This is a genomic window from Patescibacteria group bacterium (assembly GCA_018896645.1).
Taxonomy (GTDB): Bacteria; Patescibacteriota; Patescibacteriia; order UBA2591; family JABMQE01; genus JAHIMF01.
The window spans coordinates 1-3,765 of the sequence record JAHIMF010000090.1 but is presented as its reverse complement, the minus strand read 5'-3'; the positions used below and the strand labels follow the sequence as shown (position 1 = coordinate 3,765).

5 protein-coding genes and 1 tRNA gene are annotated in these 3,765 nt (G+C 38.6%); 2 read left to right on the top strand and 4 right to left on the bottom strand.

Going from position 1 to position 3,765, the window contains the following annotated elements; genetic code table 11:
• The 4 genes from KKD20_06830 to KKD20_06815 all read right to left on the bottom strand — a co-directional run.
• A partial coding sequence (locus KKD20_06830; protein MBU4332788.1) for a hypothetical protein occupies positions 1-602 on the bottom strand: 602 nt, incomplete at its 3' end.
• Positions 603-650: 48 nt separating this feature from the next.
• A complete protein-coding gene (locus KKD20_06825) occupies positions 651-809 on the bottom strand; it encodes a hypothetical protein (protein ID MBU4332787.1) in 159 nt (52 codons plus the stop codon).
• Positions 810-813: 4 nt separating this feature from the next.
• Positions 814-996, bottom strand: coding sequence for a hypothetical protein (locus tag KKD20_06820; protein ID MBU4332786.1), 183 nt, complete (start codon positions 994-996; stop codon positions 814-816).
• Between the two features lie 69 nt (positions 997-1,065).
• Positions 1,066-1,153, bottom strand: a tRNA-Leu gene (locus KKD20_06815).
• Positions 1,154-1,417: 264 nt separating this feature from the next.
• On the opposite strand from KKD20_06815, the gene KKD20_06810 reads away from it, so the two are divergent.
• Together KKD20_06810 and KKD20_06805 are read left to right on the top strand one after the other, a co-directional pair.
• Positions 1,418-2,182 (top strand): AAA family ATPase, encoded by a 765-nt coding sequence (locus KKD20_06810; protein MBU4332785.1) that lies wholly within the window; start codon positions 1,418-1,420, stop codon positions 2,180-2,182.
• 387 nt (positions 2,183-2,569) lie between these two features.
• The gene (locus KKD20_06805) at positions 2,570-3,457 is read left to right on the top strand and encodes a ParB/RepB/Spo0J family partition protein (protein MBU4332784.1); all 888 of its coding nucleotides are present in this window, start codon (positions 2,570-2,572) and stop codon (positions 3,455-3,457) included.
• Positions 3,458-3,765: the final 308 nt, after the last annotated feature.

Below are 3,765 nucleotides of genomic sequence, written 5' to 3'. Positions count from 1 at the left end.
TTTTTTGTTTGAGAAATATCAATCTTAAACGCACATCTTCGTTCTATTGGTTCACCAGCACTATCTTTTTCTACTCGCGGACCATCTATCGGCAATTCTTCGTCATCTTTCATGAATATTTTTTCTCCCTTAATATCACCCCCCGAGAACCAGACGAGACCCAATGTCTCGCAAGAGAAGAAGTCGCTTGGTTGAGTTACTGATTTTTTTACTCTAATTTCATTTCCATTAATTACGCTAGAAAATTTACAATATTCAGTTAATTTTGAATAGACGCTTAAAGGATCATAAATTTTGCAACCATATGCTGGACAGTGGGCTTGTAATGAATAAATTTTGGCGGGTAAATTAAGCGCTTTTCTAATGGCTATATAGAGTTTCTGTATCTTAAGAAGGAATTTGGGTAAACTAGAATGACTGATATCATCATAACCATAACATGTAATTGCAAAATCAACTGGTTGATTATAAGGATTATTGTCTTTTTCAATAAATACTTGGATTTCCGTATGGACAGTTGTCTGCCAAGCCAAACTAATTGGCATTGGCATTAAAAAAAAGGAAAGCCCGACAAAAAAGAAGATTTTAATTTTTGTTATCATAAGAAATTTACAATTAAAACTTAAAAGCAATTTAGGTTTAATCTAAAATTACTTTGCGTTTTTTGGCAAAGTTTTATTAATTTTCTTCCTTGCTTCTTTAGTCCTCTTGTTCCATTCGTCAACGCCAAACTCCTTAATTTCTGATAATAGATCCAGTTCTATCTCATCTTGTTCTTGCTTATAGTTGTAATATGATTGGATACACATATTTTTAATTGGTGTTATTGATTTTATAATTTAATTCTTGGGGCGTAACAATTTCTGTAACATAAAGATTTTTTGAAATATTATAATCCCTAAACATTTTTCTTTTAATCGGATGAGCCAGATGTTGGATATTCCAAGTTAGTAGATATTCAACTTTATGGATAATAGTTAAAGCAAGGTGGAGCATAGCTTTCATTATTTACATTTTATCAAGACAAGAGAATGGAGTCAATTGTTGTTCATTATTGTTATAGTTTGGTGCCGAAGGTGGGAATCGAACCCACATGGTGTTGCCACCACTGGATTTTGAATCCAGCGCGTCTACCTAGTTCCGCCACTTCGGCGCGATAATCGTATTTTACCCCATTTTCACTTGTTTGTCAAAGAAATTTAAGGTATAATAATGGCAGGGAAGGGTTTTTATATTAGAAGTGGATTATTATTTGTCAGGATCGATTACCAAGGTGTCATTGTTCGATTGCTCTATTGTTCAATTGCTTTTTTGGGTTGTAGTCATAATAATAGAACAATGGAACAATCGAACAATGGGAGCAGTTTTAAATGAGATTGAACTTTGTTTTATAAACAAATTAGATTCTAAGTGTAAGATGGCGAACATCATCTCAATAGTCAATCAAAAAGGCGGGGTCGGTAAAACCACCACCGCGATTAATCTGGCCGCTTATCTGGCGCAAGCTGGCCGGCGTATTTTGGTTGTGGATATTGATCCCCAAGCCAATGCAACATCAGGATTAGGAATTAAACATCAGGAACTGGCCAACGGACTTTACGAGGCTTTGGCCGGACAGGTGGGTTTTAGAAAAATTATTATTAATACTAAACAAGATTTTTTAAAGGTTGCGCCGGCAACTATTTCTTTGGCTGGCGCCAATATAGAATTAGTGAACGTTGAAAATCGGGAGTTTTTATTAGAAGAGTTGGTTCGGAGCGTTCAGGATGAGTATGATTATATTTTTATTGATTGTCCGCCCTCATTAGCTCTCTTGACTGTAAACGGCCTGGTGGCTGCTGACGAAATTTTAATACCAGTACAATCAGAATATTACGCGTTGGAAGGATTAGGTCAGCTTTTATATACAATCAATTTAGTTCAAAGCAATCTAAAGCCTAATTTAGGAATTCTGGGGGCAGTGATTACTATGTACACTCGAAAAAACAGATTGTCGCAAGAAGTGCTGCGCGAGCTTTATCAGTATTTTCCTAATAAGATTTTTAGAACCATTATTCCTCGGGACACGGTTTTAGCCGAAGCGCCCAGTTATGGGCAGACGATTATTGAGTACGCGCCATACTCCAAAGGCGCTCGGTCTTACGAACGATTAGCCGGAGAGTTGCTGGAGATGGAAAAGTGAGAATCACGAATATTACACGAATCTGCACACGAATTTCACTAATCACGAATTTATACACGAATAATTTTACGACAAGCTCTAAATCCTAAACAATGTCAAAATCCAAAATTCAAATGTTCAAAACAAGTGTTTTTAATTTTAGTCATTTAAAATTTGAATTTGTTTAGGGTTTGGATATTAGAGACGGGTGGGAGTGACGAAGCGAGCCGCAGCGAGCTTCGTTATCAGGAAATTAAGAAAGTCGTAAATTGATAGAGTTAATCCCTCGGCTTCACTCGGGACAGGTAAAATAGTTAATAAAGTTAATAAATCAATAAATTTAATAAAAGCGAAGCGCAGTAAAAAAGAATAGTAAATAGTAAATAATAAATAGTAAATATTCAAACTATGTCTAATGGACTAGGCAGGGGGTTAGCCTCCCTTATTCCTGCAAAAAATCAAACACCATCTGGAGCGGGGCTAAAAGAAGAGGGCCCGTCTGATGTTCGCCTCGGAGAAAGAGTTTACCAAATTTCGCCCGGTAAAATCAAGCCCAATTCTTTGCAGCCGCGGAAAATTTTTGATAATCAAGCAATGAAGGACTTAGCAGATTCAATCAAACAGCATGGCATTTTAGAACCCTTGATTGCTACCGAGGAACCCAATGGCATTTATCAGCTGATTGCGGGCGAGCGGCGCTTAAGGGCATCTCAAGAATTGGGGCTTAAAACCGTGCCCGTGATTTTGCGCACCGGCAAACAGATGGAGAGACTGGAACTTTCTTTGATTGAAAATATCCAGCGCCAGGATTTAAATCCTTTAGAGCGGGCTCAAGCTTATGCCCAGTTGCTTGAAGAATTTGGTTTAACCCAGGAGGAATTGGGCAAGCGGGTTGGCAAGGGCCGGACAGTTATTGCTAATGCTTTGCGGTTATTAAAACTACCAGACGAGGCTAAAAAAGCATTGCTAGAGGGTAAGATTTTTGAAGGCCACGCTCGGGCTGTTTTAAGCCTAGACAATAAAGACAAGCAGCTTCTGTTCCTTAATCAGATTTTAGAAAAGAAATTTTCTGCCAACGAGGCCGAGATGGAGGCAGCTCGGGTTTCCAAGAAAAAAATTGTCCGTCGAGGCGTGACTGACCCCAATGTTTTGGAAAAAGAAGAGCGCTTGCAAAGTGCTTTGGGCACCCGGGTCCGGATTCGCAAAAAAGGGGGAAGGGGAATGGTAATGATTGAGTTTTATAGTGATGAGGAATTGGCGGGGATTGTGGAGAGGATTACGAGGGGCGGGGATTGACATTTTGATGTATGAACAAGGTTTTGTAATACGATTGTAATACGATAGTAACTCATAGTAATAAGCTCAGCCGCCTGCGGGCGGCTTCGCGTAACTCATAGTAATTTATTGTTTTTTAGGTTGATTGTTGATAGAGTTAATACAATGGTTAATAAGGTTAATATAAGTTACTTTCAATTACGAAATAACGCTTTTTGTCATTTTGACCAGTCGTTTTGTCATTCCGAACGGAGTCACGACCGCAGTCGGGACGGAGCGAGGAATCGCTTAAATGTGGGTAATGGCGAGACAGGAGGGATAACCATTGT